Annotated in this window: 16 protein-coding genes; 3 read left to right on the top strand and 13 right to left on the bottom strand. The window is 63.2% G+C overall.

Annotated elements, in window-relative coordinates; translation table 11 throughout:
- Nucleotides 1-106: 106 nt before the first annotated feature.
- The 8 genes from murB to BLU85_RS17935 all read right to left on the bottom strand — a co-directional run bounded on the left by murB (nucleotide 107) and on the right by BLU85_RS17935 (nucleotide 6969).
- Nucleotides 107-1126, bottom strand: coding sequence for a UDP-N-acetylmuramate dehydrogenase (murB, locus tag BLU85_RS17970; RefSeq protein ID WP_092201896.1), 1020 nt, complete (start codon nucleotides 1124-1126; stop codon nucleotides 107-109).
- The gene (locus tag BLU85_RS17965; RefSeq protein WP_060741219.1) at nucleotides 1123-1587 is read right to left on the bottom strand and encodes a low molecular weight protein-tyrosine-phosphatase; all 465 of its coding nucleotides are present in this window, start codon (nucleotides 1585-1587) and stop codon (nucleotides 1123-1125) included. The genes murB and BLU85_RS17965 overlap by 4 nt, the downstream gene beginning before the upstream one ends.
- Entirely contained in the window at nucleotides 1587-2351 is a 765-nt protein-coding gene (gene kdsB, locus BLU85_RS17960; RefSeq protein ID WP_092201894.1) for a 3-deoxy-manno-octulosonate cytidylyltransferase, read from the bottom strand. Before kdsB ends, BLU85_RS17965 begins: the two co-directional genes overlap by 1 nt.
- Entirely contained in the window at nucleotides 2348-2533 is a 186-nt protein-coding gene (locus BLU85_RS17955) for a Trm112 family protein (protein WP_003179363.1), read from the bottom strand. The genes kdsB and BLU85_RS17955 overlap by 4 nt, the downstream gene beginning before the upstream one ends.
- 23 nt (nucleotides 2534-2556) lie before the next feature.
- Entirely contained in the window at nucleotides 2557-3567 is a 1011-nt protein-coding gene (gene lpxK / locus BLU85_RS17950) for a tetraacyldisaccharide 4'-kinase (protein WP_092201892.1), read from the bottom strand.
- A complete protein-coding gene (locus tag BLU85_RS17945; protein WP_053123850.1) occupies nucleotides 3567-3995 on the bottom strand; it encodes an ExbD/TolR family protein in 429 nt (142 codons plus the stop codon). The genes lpxK and BLU85_RS17945 overlap by 1 nt, the downstream gene beginning before the upstream one ends.
- A complete protein-coding gene (locus BLU85_RS17940; protein WP_162491247.1) occupies nucleotides 3992-4627 on the bottom strand; it encodes a MotA/TolQ/ExbB proton channel family protein in 636 nt (211 codons plus the stop codon). Before BLU85_RS17940 ends, BLU85_RS17945 begins: the two co-directional genes overlap by 4 nt.
- Before the next feature lie 95 nt (nucleotides 4628-4722).
- Nucleotides 4723-6969: a DNA internalization-related competence protein ComEC/Rec2 gene (locus BLU85_RS17935; RefSeq protein ID WP_092201890.1), complete on the bottom strand. Its 2247-nt coding sequence runs from the start codon at nucleotides 6967-6969 to the stop codon at nucleotides 4723-4725.
- Nucleotides 6970-7114: 145 nt separating this feature from the next.
- On the opposite strand from BLU85_RS17935, the gene BLU85_RS17930 reads away from it, so the two are divergent.
- Nucleotides 7115-7630 (top strand): DUF2062 domain-containing protein, encoded by a 516-nt coding sequence (locus tag BLU85_RS17930; RefSeq protein WP_046063671.1) that lies wholly within the window; start codon nucleotides 7115-7117, stop codon nucleotides 7628-7630.
- Between the two features lie 194 nt (nucleotides 7631-7824).
- On the opposite strand, the gene BLU85_RS17925 is transcribed toward BLU85_RS17930, so the two are convergent.
- The 4 genes from BLU85_RS17925 to BLU85_RS17910 form a co-directional block, all read right to left on the bottom strand.
- Complete coding sequence (locus BLU85_RS17925) at nucleotides 7825-8604, bottom strand: ABC transporter permease (protein WP_170847601.1); 780 nt, start codon at nucleotides 8602-8604, stop codon at nucleotides 7825-7827.
- A 2-nt stretch (nucleotides 8605-8606) separates the two neighbouring features.
- Nucleotides 8607-9539 carry an ABC transporter ATP-binding protein gene (locus BLU85_RS17920; RefSeq protein ID WP_092201886.1) on the bottom strand — a complete coding sequence of 311 codons (933 nt, stop codon included), beginning with the start codon at nucleotides 9537-9539 and terminating at the stop codon, nucleotides 8607-8609.
- A 135-nt stretch (nucleotides 9540-9674) separates the two neighbouring features.
- Nucleotides 9675-10298: a glutathione S-transferase family protein gene (locus BLU85_RS17915; RefSeq protein WP_092201959.1), complete on the bottom strand. Its 624-nt coding sequence runs from the start codon at nucleotides 10296-10298 to the stop codon at nucleotides 9675-9677.
- Nucleotides 10299-10342: 44 nt separating this feature from the next.
- On the bottom strand, nucleotides 10343-11002 hold the full coding sequence (locus BLU85_RS17910; RefSeq protein WP_092201884.1) for a transglutaminase-like domain-containing protein: 660 nt from the start codon (nucleotides 11000-11002) through the stop codon (nucleotides 10343-10345).
- A gap of 386 nt (nucleotides 11003-11388) precedes the next feature.
- Here BLU85_RS17910 and BLU85_RS17905 point away from each other — a divergent pair, with 386 nt between their 5' ends.
- Together BLU85_RS17905 and BLU85_RS17900 are read left to right on the top strand one after the other, a co-directional pair.
- The gene (locus BLU85_RS17905; RefSeq protein WP_092201882.1) at nucleotides 11389-13836 is read left to right on the top strand and encodes an acyl-CoA dehydrogenase; all 2448 of its coding nucleotides are present in this window, start codon (nucleotides 11389-11391) and stop codon (nucleotides 13834-13836) included.
- Nucleotides 13837-13952: 116 nt separating this feature from the next.
- Nucleotides 13953-14360 (top strand): PA2817 family protein, encoded by a 408-nt coding sequence (locus BLU85_RS17900; RefSeq protein ID WP_003204309.1) that lies wholly within the window; start codon nucleotides 13953-13955, stop codon nucleotides 14358-14360.
- 168 nt (nucleotides 14361-14528) lie between these two features.
- Here BLU85_RS17900 and BLU85_RS17895 read toward each other — a convergent pair whose 3' ends face one another.
- On the bottom strand, nucleotides 14529-15527 hold the full coding sequence (locus BLU85_RS17895) for a LysR family transcriptional regulator (RefSeq protein ID WP_092201880.1): 999 nt from the start codon (nucleotides 15525-15527) through the stop codon (nucleotides 14529-14531).
- Between the last annotated feature and the right edge of the window lie 43 nt (nucleotides 15528-15570).

Genomic DNA, 15570 nt, shown 5'->3' with positions numbered 1-15570 from the left:
CGAACTAAATTAACCCAGGATCAAGCAAAACGCCCTGCACAATCCTGCACAAATGTTCATGTGCAAGAGTGTGCAGGGCGTTTTTTCAGGTGCTGGGTGAGGCGGCTCAGTACCGATTGGGCTCCATTTCCAGCTCGACCTGGAAACGTTCGGCAATGTCTTTCTGGATCCGCAGGGCCAGGTCCAACAGTTGTGGGCCGGTGGCATTGCCGTAGTTGACCAGCACCAACGCCTGCAACTTATGCACCCCGGCATCCCCCTCGCGAAAGCCCTTCCAGCCGGCCCGTTCGATCAGCCAGCCGGCGGCGATCTTCATCTGCCCTGCTGGCTGTGGATAAGCCACAAGATCGGGGTATTGCTGCCTGAGATACGCCACGTGGGTGGCCGGCACCAGCGGGTTCTTGAAGAAGCTGCCGGCATTGCCCAGCATGGCCGGGTCGGGGAGTTTTTCGCTGCGGATGCTGCAAATGGCCCGACTCACATCCGTGGGCGTCGGCAGAGCGATGCCCTGTTCGCTCAATCGCTGGCGGACCGGGCCGTACTCCAGGTGCAAGTGTGCACCGCGGCTGAGGGCAAAGCGCACTCGCAGGATCAACCAGCGGCCCGCTTGCTGCTTGAACAGGCTGTCGCGATAAGCAAACCGACAGTCCTCAAGGGTGAAGTCCCTCAGCTCGCCGGTCTGGCGATCCAGCGCAGTGAGGCCGGCGAAGACATCCTTGATCTCCACACCGTAGGCGCCGATGTTCTGCATCGGTGCCGCGCCTACGGTACCGGGAATCAGGCTGAGGTTTTCCAGGCCCGACCAACCTTGCGCCAACGTATGTTGGACGAAAGGATGCCAGGGTTCCCCGGCTTCGGCCTCGATCACCACCCGTTCGCCATCCTCGCTGAGCAGGCGGATCCCCCGGCTGGCCATGCGCAGCACCAAGGCGTCGATGTCGCCGGTCAGCAGCAGGTTGCTGCCGCCGCCGATCACCAGCAGCGGCACGGCATGCTCGCGGGCATAGGCCAGCGCCTGGCGAACCTCCTCATCGTCGCGGGCTTCGGCGAACAATCGGGCGCTGACGTCTACGCCAAAACTGTTGAAGGGCTTGAGGCTGACGCCCGCCCGTACCTGCAAGGTCATAACCGCCCCTTCAATTCGATCACCAGGCGATCGGTGGCCCGCTCGATCAAGTCCAACACCTGCTCGAAGCCCTGCTCGCCGTCGTAGTACGGGTCCGGCACGTCATCGAGCTCGGCTTCGTAGCGCCGCAGGAACAGATCCAACTCGGCCTTGCCATTGGCCGGTTGCAGGGCCTGGAGATTGCGCAGGTTGCTGCTGTCCATCGCCAGGATCAGGTCATAGGCGGCGAAATCGGCGCGCGTCACCTGTTGCGCGCGCTGGGCCGACAGGTCGTAGCCACGCTTCAAGGCCGCCGCCTGGCTACGCTTGTCCGGGGCCTTGCCGACGTGCCAGTCACCGGTGCCGGCGGAAGCGACTTCCACCTGCCCGGCCAGCCCGGCCTCTCGCAACTTGTGGCGCAAGATGCCTTCGGCGGTGGGCGAGCGGCAAATATTGCCGAGGCAGACGAACAGGACCCGCATCAAGCCTCCAGCAGGCGACGAACGCGCTCGAGGTCTTCGGCGGTGTCGACACCGGCCGGCGGGGCCACCAACGCATCGGCGACATGGATCCGCACGCCATGCCATAGCGCTCGCAGCTGTTCCAGGGCTTCAGTGTTTTCCAGCCAGCACGGGCCCCAGGCGACGAAATCCTGGAGGAAGCCGGCGCGGTAGGCGTAGATGCCGATGTGACGACGGTACGGCACGCCTTGCGGCATCACGTCGCGACCTTGGGCGAAGGCATCCCGCGCCCAGGGCAACGTCGCACGGCTGAAGGTCAACGCCAGGCCATCGAGGTCGCTGACCACCTTGACCACGTTGGGGTTGAACAGGGTCTGCACATCCTCGATCGGCTCGGCCAGGGTGGCCATGCGCGCTTCGGTGTGGGCCGCGAGGTTGGCGGCGACCTGATCGATCACGCTCGGCGGGATCAACGGCTCGTCACCTTGTACATTGACCACGATCGCGTCGGCGGCAAGACCGAGCTTCGCCGCGACCTCCGCCAGGCGATCGGTACCGGAATTATGGTCTTCGCGCGTCAGCACGACCTCGGCGCCAAAGCCTTTGCAGGCCTCGACGATACGCGCATCGTCAGTCGCCACCACCACGCGCTGGGCGCTGCTTTTACTGGCTTGCTCCCAGACGTGCTGGATCATCGGCTTGCCGGCGATCGACAACAACGGCTTGCCGGGCAGGCGCGTCGAGGCGAAGCGCGACGGAATGACAACGGTAAAGGCGGTGGTCATTTATCCAGACGCTCGTCGGTGGTCAGGGTGCGGGCTTCGCTTTCGAGCATCACCGGAATGCCGTCGCGAATCGGGTAGGCCAGGCCGGCACCCTTGCTGATCAGTTCGGTCTTGTCGGCGCTGAGCTTGAGCGGACCTTTGCAGACCGGGCAGGCCAGAATATCGAGCAGTTTGGTGTCCATGGAGTTCCCCTGGGTAAAAGGTGTTAAGGCAAGAGTCGGTCCGGCAACAGGCGCATCAGCTGCGTATCGAACCAGGCCGCGAAGGCCGGCGACGGCGCGGCGTCCACCGCCAGGTACCACCAGTCGGGCGCGGCGAAGGCACGGCATTTGACCGCGTCTTTTTCCGTCATGACCACCGGCAGGGATGGCGTGAAGTTCAAGGCCTGGGCGCTGTATTCGGCATGGTCGGCAAACCCGTGCGGTATTGGCCGCCAGTGTAGCGTTTCGAGGGTCGTGAAGAAACGCTGGGGGTTGCCGATACCGGCCACGGCGTGCAGGGCCTGGCCGGGTGGAAAATGGTCGAGGGGGCGGCGTTCGCCACTGGCCAGGTTCACCAGCTCGGTGGGGCGCAATTGGAAGGCGAAGCCGTCTTCGCGGTCGGTACTGGCGCCGTTGTACAGCACGGCGTCGACCGATTGCAGGCGCTCGACCGGTTCGCGCAACGGCCCGGCGGGCAGGCAACGCCGGTTGCCCAGGCCTCGGGCGCTGTCGATCAGCACCAGCTCAAGGTCCCGGGCCAGCCGATAATGCTGCATGCCGTCGTCGGACAGGATCAGGTCCAGCGGCTCGGCCTCCAGCAGCGCCTGGACCGCGCGGCTGCGGTCGGGGTCGATCATCAACGGCACACCGGTGCGCTGGACGATCAACAGCGGCTCGTCGCCCGCGACGTCGGCGCCCTGCCCGACCGCGACCCGCCACGGCAGTTGCGGCGGCTTGGCGCCATAGCCCCGGCTGACCACCCCGACCCGCAAGCCGCTACGCTGGCAATGCTGGATCAGCCACAGGATCAACGGCGTCTTGCCAGTGCCACCCACGGTGATATTGCCCACCACCACCAACGGCACGGGGGGCTGGTAGATCGGGCCTTCACCCGCCAGGAAACGCTCGCGCTTGCCCACCACCACCCGCCGGTACAACCACTCCAGCGGCCGTAGCAGGGCCAGGGCCGGATGGCCTTCGTACCACGCGGCAAGCAATCGATCGGACATGGCCATCAGGGTGCGGGAGCCGCCTCGACCGTGGTCATGCGCAGATGGCTGAAGCCGAGCTTGCCGGCCGCGTCCATGGCGGTGATCACCGATTGATGAGGGGTCTTGCCGTCGGCACTGATGGACAGCGGCAGGTTGGTGTCGCCGCCGGATTCTTTCTGCAGGGCCTCGATCAGGCTCGCCAGGTCGCTCTTGGGCAGCAACTGGTTATTCACCGAGAACGCCCCTTCGGCGCTGATGGTGACTTCCAGGTTCTTCAATTGCTGGTCTTCGGCCGGCGAGCCGCTGACGGCTTGCGGCAATTCAACCTTGAGCTGGGTTTCCCGGGTGAACGTGGTGGTCACGACGAAAAACAGCAGCAGGATGAACACCACGTCGATCAGCGACGCGAGGTTGATCTCGATGTTTTCCCGTGGCTTGCGGCGGAATTTCACTGCTTGCCCCCAGCCAGGTCCACGTCACGGTCACCCTGCACCACCTCGACCAGCTTGATGGCTTCCTGCTCCATGCCAACGACCAACTCGTCGACGCGGCGTTGCAGGAACCGATGGAAGAATACCGCCGGAATCCCCACCATCAGGCCGGCGGCGGTGGTGATCAGGGCCTTGGAAATCCCCCCGGCCAGTACCGCGGCGTTAGTGGTCATGCCGGAACCGGTAAACGCGCTGAAGATGTCGATCATGCCCAGCACCGTTCCCAGCAGCCCCAGCAACGGGGACATGGCGGCGATGGTGCCCAGGGCGTTGATATAGCGCTCCAGTTCATGGATGACCCGGGCGGCGGCTTCCTCGATGCACTCCTTCATGATCTCGCGACCATGCTTGGAGTTCGCCAGGCCCGCGGCGAGGATTTCCCCCAGCGGCGAACTGGCCCGCAGCTCCTTGAGCTTGTCCTTGTTCAGCTGCTTGTCCTTGATCCAGACCCAGACCTGCCCGAGCAGATGCTCCGGGGTCACGCGGCTGGCCCGCAGGGTCCACAGGCGTTCGGCAACGATACCCAGTGCCGCGATGGAACTCAGAATGATCGGCAACATCATCCAGCCGCCGGATTTGACCAATTCCCACACAGTGACTGCCCCCTCGAAAAAGTGCGCCACTTTATCACACACACTCGCCTTGCAGACCCGCCCCGCCGATAAGCGCATCAGCCGATTGCCCTGGATCAATGTTGCCCCGGCGGCCCGACGGCGGGCGGATCGCGCCAGTAACGTCGGTGCCCGGCCTCGGTGCGCGGTAACTCGAACGCGCCCAGTTGCAGACGAATGGCGCCCTGCTCGGCGCTGTCGTAGATCGCCAGGCCCGAGCGACGGTAGCGGGCCATCACTTGGGGATGGGGATGACCGAACGCGTTGCCCTGCCCTCGGGAGATCAACACCGAATGCGGCTTGAGGCGCGACAACAACGCCATCGACGACGAACTGCGGCTGCCGTGATGAGGCGCGGCCAGCCACTGGATCGGTAGCGCCAGGGCCTCGTCGAGCAAGGCGCGCTCGGCAGGGATGTCGATATCGCCGGTCAACAGCAGGCGTTCGCCGCTGGCCTCCACCAGCAGGACGCAGGACTTCTGGTTGCTTTCGACAGCAGATGCCCAGCGCCACAGCTTGAACCCGACGCCATCCCATTCCCAGCGCCTGCCGCTGTCGCAAGGCCCGGCTTGCAGTTCATCGGGCAGCGCATCGGGATCACCACTGATGACTTCCATCGTCGGCAGCCCATTGCGCACCGCTTGGGCACCGCCGGCATGATCGGCGTCGGCATGGCTGAGGAGCATCAGGTCCAAGCCGTGCACACCGAGCTTGCGCAAGGTCGGCAGTACGACGCGTTCGCCCGCATCGGCCTCGCCAAAGCGCGGCCCGGCGTCGTAGAGCAGGCTGTGATGCCGGGTGCGTACCAGCACCGCCAGCCCTTGGCCCACGTCCAGTTGCCAGACCTCGGCGTGCCCTTGCGGCAGGTGTTCTCGTGGGGGAAACACCATCAGCAACACCATAGGCCACCCCAACACACGCAGCGGCACGCCTTTGGGCAGTAGCAGCAGAAATGCCCCTGAAGCGGCGATGCCCAAGGCCCACGGCGGGACCGCAACGGGGACCCAGGCGGGTATTCGTCCGGCAATCAGCCCCAGCCCCTTGAACAACAGATCGAGCAACCCGCCGGCGATCCACAGCAGGCCTTCACCGATGAGCGGCACCGGCAACAACGCCGTGCCGAGCAGCGCGGGCGGCAAGACCAGCAGGCTGATCCAGGGCACCGCGAGCAAGTTCACCAGCGGCCCGCTGAGGCTGACCGGCAACCCCACGATCAACAGCAACGGACACAGGCCGACCGCAACCAGCCACTGGGAACGGGTCCAGGTTTGCCACCAGCGCCAGGGTCCCAGGCGAGCGCCAAAGGTGAACATCAAGATGGCGACGGCCGCAAACGACAACCAGAACCCTGGCCGCAGGCTGGCGAGCGGGTCGAACACCAGCACCCCGGTGAAAGCCAACAGCCATGCCCACCACGGATCCGGCTGTTTGAAACGCAAGCGCCACAGCAACACCAGGCCAATCATTGCGCAGGCCCGTCGCACCGGCACCTCGAAGCCGGCGAGCAAGCCGTAGCCCAGGGCGGCGCAAAAGGCCAGCGCACAGGCCCAGGGCAACCACGCCAGCCCTGCCGGCCACAGGCCATAACGCGCCGCGCCAGCCACCAACAGATACACCAGGCCGGCCAGCAGACCGATGTGCTGCCCGGAGATCACCAGCAAATGGACGGTGCCGGTGTCTTGCAAAACCTGCCAGTCCTCGCGACTCAGCCCACCGCTGTCGCCCAGGACCAATGCCGCCAGCGCGCCGGAGCGGCCGTGGGCGTCGACCTGTGCCAGCGCCTGGCGCACCTCGTCACGCCAGGCGCCCCGGGCCGCCTGCAGGAGCCGCCCGTCCTTGACGGCACCGGTCGCGCCGACGCCGCGGCTCAACAACCAGGCGGCATAGTCGAAACCGTGCGGATTCAACAACCCGGCGGGCCGCTTGAGCTTCACTGCCAATCGCCATCGTTCGCCACTGTTGATGGGCGGCCCCCCGAACCAGGCCAGGCGCATCGTTGCCGGTAATCGGGTACGACGCGAATGGGCATCGGCCAGTTCGAAGCGCACCACGCCATCGCCCTGTTGCGGCAAACCGACGACGCGCCCTTCGACCCAGCGGGTTTCTCCGTCCAGGGCGACGGGCAATCGATTGTCCAGCGCCCACTGCGCCGACAGGCAGGCCCAAGCCAGCCCGAACAGGAAAAAACCCAACGGGTAGGTTCGAAACGGCAACACCATCAGCGCCAGCACCGGCATGGCTGCCACCAGCCACAACGGCGGCAGTGCCGGTAAACCAATCGGGGCCAACAACCCCAATGCAAGCGCGACTAATCCTGTGCGCATAACCCGTCCTTGAGAATGCCCCTCTTCAGGCATAGACGCTCAGCGGCACCCCTGGCGTTATCAATTGTCACAAAGTCTGAATCTGCCAGCCGTAGAATCCAGACATACTTGCGGCCTTACTGCGTTGAACCGACCGAGAAGCCTTATGCCCCGGCGCCTATTCAAACGTTACATGCCAGACCCAGAGAGCATTCGGGAACATAAGTCCTTACGTTTTCTCGGCACCCTGCTGCACGATCCCAACCTTTGGCACCTCAATCGGCACTCCGTGGCCCGGGCGATGGCCGTTGGCCTGTTTGCCGCATTCTTGCCAATCCCGTTGCAGATGTTGCTGGCCGCCGCGTTGGCCGTCACGGTGCGCGGCAATATGCCGATCGCGGTGAGCCTGGTGTGGCTGACCAATCCGATCACCATGCCTGCGGTGTTTTTCTGCACCTACCAGACCGGCGCCTGGCTGATGGACGTGCCTGCCCGGACATTGCCCGAAGAACTGACCTGGGAATGGATCAGCGGCCAGCTCTCCACCTTGTGGCAGCCATTCCTGCTGGGCTCGGTGGTGACCGGCCTGGTGCTCGGCGCCCTGGCCTACTTCGTCACCATGAGTTACTGGCGCTGGTGGGTCGCCCGCCAGTGGCGGCGGCGCAAGAAAAGCCGGATGTGAGATGCAAAAAAGGCCTCCTGGGAATGGAGGCCTTTCTTGTGGTGTTTCGACTGACGCCGTCGCGAGCAAGCTCCCGCAAGGGAATGCATTTCAATGTGGGAGCGAGCTTGCTCGCGATAGCGGTGTGTCAGCCAGAAAAATGACTGGATGACCCGACACCATCGCGAGCAAGCTCGCTCCCACAGGGGCTGGGGTCAGGTGCGCATGCCCCGCCCGCTGACCAGCAACCGCGCGCAGCCGATGTAGAGCACCACGGTTGCCACCAGCATGAAGGTGATGGCGATGCTGATCTTGATGTCCGATACACCGAGGATGCCGTAGCGGAACGCATTGACCATGTGCAACACCGGGTTGGCCAGGGACACGGTCTGCCAGAACGGTGGCAACAGAGAGATCGAGTAGAACACCCCGCCCAGGTAAGTCAGCGGCGTGAGCACGAACGTCGGGATAATCGAAATATCATCGAAGTTGCGCGCAAACACGGCATTGATGAACCCCAGCAGCGAAAAGATCGTGGCCGTGAGCACCACCACCAATATCGTCACTCCCAGGTGATGCACCTGCAGATCGGTGAAGAACAACGACAGCAGGGTCACGATCAGGCCCACCGCCAGGCCGCGCAGGACACCGCCCAAGGTGTAGCCGATGAGAATCGTATGGGGCGACACCGGCGAGACCATCAGCTCTTCGATCGAACGCTGGAACTTGCTGCCGAAGAAACTCGACACCACGTTGCCATAGGAGTTGGTGATCACCGACATCATGATCAGCCCCGGCACGATGTAGTCCATGTACGTGAAGCCACCCATGTCGCCGATCTGCCGGCCGATCAGGTTACCGAAGATCACGAAGTACAAGACCATGGTGATGGCCGGCGGCAGCAGCGTCTGCGGCCAGATCCGCGTGAAACGCCGGACTTCACGGTAAACGATGGTATTGAGGGCGATGAGGTTGGGGCGCAGTTCGGAACTCATGCTCATACCGCCACCTTCGCCAGATTCTTCTCCACCAGGGACACGAACAACTCCTCGAGGCGATTGGTTTTGTTGCGCAGGCTCAGCACTTCAATGTTTTGCAGGGCCAGTTGGGTGAACAGCCCGGTGATGCCCACGGCTTTGTCCACCTGCACTTCCAGGGTACGACTGTCCACCAGGCGGGCCGGATAGCCGACGAGCTGGGGCGCGGTCTTCAGGTCGTGTTTCAGGTCCAGCAGGAAGGTTTCCACATGCAGCTGGCTGAGCAACTGGCGCATGCTGGTGTTCTCGACAATGGTGCCGTGGTCGATAATGCCGATGTTGCGGCACAACTGCTCGGCCTCTTCCAGGTAATGGGTGGTGAGGATGATGGTGATGCCTTTCTGGTTCAGCTCGGTCAAAAAACTCCACATCGAGCGACGCAGCTCGATGTCCACGCCGGCGGTCGGTTCGTCGAGGATCAGCAGGCGCGGCTCATGCACCAGCGCGCGGGCGATCATCAGGCGACGCTTCATGCCGCCGGACAGTGAACGGGACGGCACGTCACGCTTGTCCCACAGGCCCAATTGGGTCAGGTACTGCTCGGCGCGCTCGTTGGCGATCTTTGGCGGGATGCCGTAGTAACCGGCCTGGGTCACGACGATGTCGAAGGTCTTTTCGAACTGGTTGAAGTTGAATTCCTGGGGCACCACGCCAATGCAGCGCTTGAGGGCTGCGGGCTCGCGGTCCAGGTCATGACCAAAGACGTTCACCGTGCCGCTGGTCTTGTTCACCAGGGTGGAAAGAATGCCGATGGTGGTGGATTTGCCGGCACCGTTAGGGCCGAGCAAGGCGAAGAAATCACCTTCGGCGACGTCCAGATCGATACCACTCAAGGCCTGGAAACCGTTGCCGTAGGTTTTGGTTAGCTGCCGGATGGACAGAGCGGAACTCATATCGGATTACGCACCAAGAAGGGAGGGAAGAAAAGAATAGATAAGGGCGGGCGGCGAGCAATGCAACACGGCGCACCGAGGCAATGGTGCTTGGCGTCGCCGCACAAGTACAGTCAAGCGTGTTGATAGTAGGTATTAAGTCAACGCGGTCATGACGGCTTTGCGGTAGGCCGGGCGCTGCTGCAACCGTGCGTACCAGGCCTGTACGGCAGGCCGCTCGGCGCGCTGGATGGGCATCTCGAACCAGGCATAAATGAAACTGCCCAGGGGAATGTCGCCCACGCCGATTTCATCACCCGACAGGTAAAGCTGTGCACTCAAGGTCCGCTCGACCATGGCCAGCAGATCGTCGCACTCCTTGATCGCCGCGTTGATGGCCGTCCAATCCTGTTGTTCGGCCGGGGTGCGCAAGACGCCCCAGAACACCGTGCGAAACGGTGCGGCAAAGCTGGACGTGGTCCAGTCCATCCATTTTTCAGCCTGGGCCCGGGCCTGTACGTCAGCAGGATACCAGGCCGATCCCGACGCATGACGGGCCGCCAGGTAACGCACGATGGTGTTGGATTCCCACAGCACGAAGCCGTCGTCCTCGATCGTCGGCACGCGGCCGTTGGGGTTTTTCGCGCGGTACTCGGGCGTGTCCACCACACCGAACGCCCCGCCCGCATCGATGGCCTCGTAGGCCAGCCCCAACTCCTCCGCGCACCATAATGCCTTGCGCACATTCGATGAATTTTTCCGGCCCCATATCTTCAGCATCACGGCGTCCTCGATGGATAAATGCCGCAGCAGCATACGCCTGATCAGGCGCGACTCAAATCGTCCTGCATGTCGCCGAGCAAGCGCGGCACCTGTTCGCCGAACAGATGCGGGTAGCACTTCTCCAGGTGTTCGAAGAAGAATGCCTCGGGCACGTCGGCGAACTGGCCATGGTCGGTGATGTACTCCATCAGCTTCGCCCCTTGCCGATTGAACGGGTGGAAGACGCTGTCGTGGCGACCGTCGAACTCGAGCGGGGCCACGTCGAACAACGCGCACAAGCCCTGGTTGAAAGCCGGTGTGGCCTTGACCCAGCGGTCGTTCAGGTACAGCTCGGTATAACCGTGCATGGCGAACACGTCGCTCCTGAGCAGTTCCAGCAGACGCGGGGTGGACAGGTGATTGCGGACATCCGCCAGGCCGATGCGCGCCGGGATGCCGCAATGCCGGGCGCAGCCGGCCAGCAAGGTGGCCTTGGGCACGCAATAGCTTTCACTCGCAGCCAGCGCGTAACTGCCGCACAGGGTCGCCGGGTCGCGACTGAAGGTATAGGGGTTGTAGCGCACCGCCTCGCGCACGGCGTAATACAGGCTGACCGCCTGGGCCCGCGGGTCGCGCTCGGCGCCGCGGTGGGTTTCGGCGAAGTCGATGACCGCGGGATGATCGCTGTCGATGAAGCGGCCGGGATTCAGGTATTGCTGCATAAAAAGGCCTCTGGAAAAACATCACCGCCCGTAGGAGCTGTCGAGTGCAACGAGGCTGCGATCTTGTCCCAGACAGTTGAATCGCAAGCGAAAGATCAAGATCAAGATCAAGATCAAGATCAAAAGATCGCAGCCTTCGGCAGCTCCTACGGAGCGCTTTCCACGAGTTTATCCACAGCCCCTGCCCAGCGATAACGGCATTCCGGCCAAACAATGGCGTTTTCTCACCTTGTTAACGAACGATTTCCCGCGGCTGTTGCCAACCAGACTGGCGCAATGCAACCAGGGTTTCCCACGAAATCAATCACATCGCGCCGACTGCCGGTTTTGCAGATGCCGTCTAAGCTCTGAAGGTCGGTTTTGCCTTGGTTCACGGAGGATTACATATGCTGTTGTTGTGGATACTGGTCCTGGTTGTCGGGATCGCCTGGCTGGCGCATCGGCGCACCGCCCCGCTGCCCGCGCTGGGTATCGTCGCGGTCTACCTGTTGGCCATGGGCATTTTCAGCCACGCGCCCGGCTGGCTGATGCTGATCCTCTGGGTAGTGCTCGCGGCTGTCGCGGCCCCGCTGCTGCTACCGGACCTGCGCCGCAAATATTTCAGCGCGCCGATGTTCGACTGGTTCCAGAAAACCCTGCCGCCCATGTCCGAGACCGAGCGCGACGCCATCGATGCCGGCACGGTGTGGTGGGATGGCGAACTGTTCAGCGGTCGCCCGGACTGGGACGTACTGCTGGCCTACCCCAAGGTGCAACTGACCGAGGAAGAGCAGGCGTTCCTCGACGGCCCTACCGAAGCCCTCTGCGCGATGGTCAGCGACTGGCAGATCGGCCAGGCCATGGACCTTCCCCCTGAAGCCTGGGCCCACATCAAGGAGCACGGGTTCTTCGCGCTGATCATTCCCAAGGAATATGGTGGCAAGGGCTTCTCCGCCTATGCCCACTCCCAGGTCGCGATGAAACTGGCCACCCGCAGCGGCGACCTGGCCTCCACCGTGATGGTCCCCAACTCCCTCGGCCCGGCGGAACTGCTGCTGCACTACGGCACCGACGAACAACGCGACCATTACCTGCCGCGACTGGCCCGCGGCGACGATATCCCCTGCTTCGCCCTGACCGGGCCGCTGGCCGGCTCCGACGCCGGGGCGATGCCCGACACCGGCATCATCTGCAAGGGTGAATGGGAGGGCCAGCAAACCCTCGGCCTGCGCCTGAACTGGGAAAAACGCTACATCACCCTCGGCCCGGTGGCCACGCTCCTGGGCCTGGCCTTCAAGGCGTATGACCCCGACCACCTGCTGGGTGACGAGGAAGACCTGGGCATCAGCCTCGCCTTGATTCCCACCGACACCCCAGGCGTGCATATCGGCCGCCGTCACCTGCCCCTGGGCGCCGCGTTCATGAACGGACCGAACTGGGGCAAGGACGTGTTCATCCCGCTGGACTTCCTCATCGGCGGCCAGGCCATGCTCGGCAAGGGCTGGATGATGCTGATGAACTGCCTGTCGGTCGGGCGCTCGATTTCCCTGCCGGCGGTGGGCACCGGCGCTGCGAAGTTCACCAGCCTGGTGACGGGCCAGTACGCCCAGGTGCGCGAACAATTCAACGTACCGTTGTCGGCGTTCGAAGGTATCCAGGAGGCCATGGCGCGCATCGGCGGCAACGCCTGGTTGATGGATGCGGCACGCATGCTGACCGCCAACGCCGTGGACCTGGGGGAAAAACCTTCGGTGCTGTCGGCCATTCTCAAGTACCACCTGACCGAGCGTGGTCGCGAGTGCATCAGCCACGCCATGGACGTACATGGCGGCAAGGGCATCATCATGGGCCCGAACAATTACCTGGGGCGCAGTTGGCAAGGTGCGCCAATCTTCATCACGGTCGAAGGCGCGAACATTCTGTCGCGCAACCTGATGATCTTCGGCCAGGGCGCCATTCGCTGCCATCCGTTCGTCCTCAAGGAAATGGCCCTGGCAACCCGTGAAGACAAGGACCAGGCGCTGGTCGAGTTCGATGCCTTGTTGCTCAAGCACATCGGTTTCGCCGTCAGCAACGCCGCCAGCACCCTGGTGCTCAACCTGGGCCTGGGGCATTTCGAGAGAGTCCCCGGCAATGCCTTGAGCCAGGGTTATTTTCGCGCCCTCAACCGGCAGGCCGCGGCCTTCGCGCTGCTGGCGGACTTGAGCATGATGCTGCTGGGCGGAGAGCTCAAACGCCGCGAACGCTTGTCGGCCCGCCTGGGCGACGTCTTGAGCAACCTGTACCTGGCGTCCGCCGCGCTCAAGCGTTATCACGACCTGGATTCGCCGGACCACATGACGCCGCTGTTCACCTGGGCCATGGAAGAAAGCCTCGGCCAGTCGGAACGTGCGCTGGATGAACTGCTGAGCAACTTCCCGAACCGGATACTGGGCTACCTGTTGCGCCTGGTGGTGTTCCCCTTCGGTCGGCGTCACAAGGGCCCGAGCGACAAGCTCGACGCCGAGGTGGCCGCGGTCATCGGCCGGCCCAAGGGTGACCCGACTCTGGAAGAGTTGCTGCAGGGTTGCTATCGCCCGCAATCGACCGACGATCCGGTGGGCGCCTTGCAACACGCCGCCGACCTGCTGGCGGCCGCCCATCCGCTGCACAAGAAACTGCACGGTGCGCTCAAGCAGGGTCAGCTCAATCCGGCCCCTGGCGAACCCCTCATCGATGCGGCCCTGGAGGCCGGCGTGCTGCAAGCCGGTGAAGCGCAGACCTTGCGCGCGGCCGAGGCGGCGCGGCGCAACGTCATCGACGTGGATGATTTCGACAAGGCCGAACTGACGCTGGCGCCAGACAAGGTCCGTTGATCCTGATGGCCAGGTACGCCGACACCTAGAGCTCTTCACCTATAGCTCTTCACCTACAAAAGCAGGCGCAAGGGCTTTATACTCCTGCGCCCGTTTTGCTCTTGAGGACTTATCTCGTGTCCAATGTCGTTGCCGATCACCTTGTCTTGCTTGACCACTTGCGCAGCATCCTGGTCGCCGTGGGTGAGGCCGAACAGGTGCCCGAAGAAAGCCACGCCTTGTTCCTGGAACGCTTCGACGAGTTGCGCGCGCAATTGCCCGTCGACCCGATCGAAAGCCAGTACCTGGGCCAGGACCTCCTGTGCCAAGTGATCGTCCGTTACCCACAGATCGCCCACCTGGTGCCTCGCGACCTGCTCTGGTACTTCGCCGGTGACTGCCTGCACTACATGCCTGACGAAGAAATCGCCCTGTACCAGGCCCTGGAAGAACGTCGTTTCGAAGCCGAGCAAAACGACGAGCCTTTCGACTGGAACCAGGAAAAGCAACTGCTGGCGATGTCGGACCAGGACAGCAAGCACTGATTGCGATCCGTCATGCAAAAGGCCCGCACGGTTAAACCGGCGGGCCTTTTTTTAGCCTTGCCCAAGTGTGTTGCCTGGACGGGCCTCATCGCGAGCAAGCTCGCTCCCACAGAAGGTCATGATCAACCGCAGTCAGTGTGGGAGCGAGCTTGCTCGCGATGAGGCCCGTCAGAACAACCCATCACTTTCCGGCAACTCGTAGTGCGCCGCGACCCTGCTGGAACGCCCCCCTCCCCCCACCTTGTTCAAGGTCGGCTCCTTCGCCAGGCACTCCACCAGATAATCAATGAACACCCGCAGCTTCGGCGGCAGGTAGCGGGTCGGCGAATGCAGCAACCACAAGCCACCATGGTACGAAGCGAGGAACGTCCAGTCGGCCAACACTTGCACGATCAATCCCTGCTCCAAGGCGTGACGGGCGGTGAAATACGGCAGGCTACCGATGCCGATGTGCTGCAAGACCGCCCCCAACCGCACCCCCGTATGATTAGCCGCGTAGCGTCCGCGCACGCCTACGGTGACCGACTTGCTGCCTTTCTTGAATTTCCAACGCGCGTCATTGGGCGTTTCGCCCAAGTAAATGCAACTGTGCTCCAGCAAATCGTGGGGATGCGTGGGAACACCGTGCTCCGCCAGGTATTGCGGCGTGGCGCAGAGCAGGTGGTCAATGGTCAGCAACTGGCGCCCCACCAGCCCGGCCGATGGTTGATCGGTAATCCGGATGGCCAGGTCGACGTGATCATCGATCAGGTCGACCTGCCGATCCTCCAGGAACAACTCCACATCGACCTTCGGATAACGGCGCAAGAATTCAGGCATGTGTGGATGAATCACGAAACGCCCCACGGCCTTGGGCACGCTGACGCGGATGCGCCCTTCCGCTTCCTGGGTGAACTGGCCGCTGATCTCCATCACCGACCGAGCGGCGGCGACCATCTCCTGGCAGCGCTTGAACACCTCTTCTCCGCCATCGCTCAAACGCAACTTGCGGGTGGTGCGCTGCAGCAGTCGGGTCGCCAGGGCTTTCTCCAGGCGAGAAATGCTGCGGCTGATGGCCGAAGGCGACGAGCCTGACTGGCGGGCCGCTTCGGAAAAGCTGCCGCTCTCCACAACCTTGACGAAGACCGCCATTTCGGCGAGCAACGGCAACGGTAGATTTGTGCTCATGGTGCAACAGTCCTTTGAAATTTGAACGGATTATCACCCTTTT

Origin of the sequence: Pseudomonas sp. NFACC14, assembly GCF_900106885.1 — a bacterium.
Taxonomy (GTDB): Bacteria; Pseudomonadota; Gammaproteobacteria; order Pseudomonadales; family Pseudomonadaceae; genus Aquipseudomonas; species Aquipseudomonas fluorescens_AA.
Note: the sequence above shows the minus strand (reverse complement) of the source record. Positions and strands in the feature narration are given on the sequence as shown.